Origin of the sequence: Shewanella electrica, assembly GCF_022321485.1 — a bacterium.
Taxonomy (GTDB): domain Bacteria; phylum Pseudomonadota; class Gammaproteobacteria; order Enterobacterales; family Shewanellaceae; genus Shewanella; species Shewanella electrica.
In genome coordinates this window covers 1-284 of record NZ_JAKOGG010000153.1, presented here as the reverse complement: position 1 = coordinate 284, position 284 = coordinate 1, and the positions used below count along the sequence as shown (strand labels likewise).

General features: G+C 46.5%; 1 protein-coding gene. It reads right to left on the bottom strand.

Features of this window, described 5'->3' with window-relative positions:
* Positions 1 to 45: 45 nt before the first annotated feature.
* Positions 46 to 159, bottom strand: coding sequence for a helix-loop-helix domain-containing protein (locus tag L9G74_RS24045; RefSeq protein ID WP_500142666.1), 114 nt, complete (start codon positions 157 to 159; stop codon positions 46 to 48).
* Between the last annotated feature and the right edge of the window lie 125 nt (positions 160 to 284).

Sequence of the window (284 nt, the reverse complement as noted above, 5' to 3'; positions counted from 1 at the left end):
CTTGTCGGTCAACATAGCTGTATCAGTCCATGGACTTGCACCTGATCAGAAAAAAGATGCATATATAATAATGTTTCTTACCTTGTTGCAATGAGGTATGAGTTCTTGCAATGCGCGCATCTTCTCGTTGATCCGATCCCTTCTTCTCCTCTCTGACAGGTTATGAACTTCAGCTGCACGAGTTCTCCTCTTTGATCCATATCGCCGCGACGACGATTTGGTCTCTTCGGTTGCCTCGCATTCAGCATCCTCACTGCGACTGTCTGAATCTTCTCTGCCTTTCC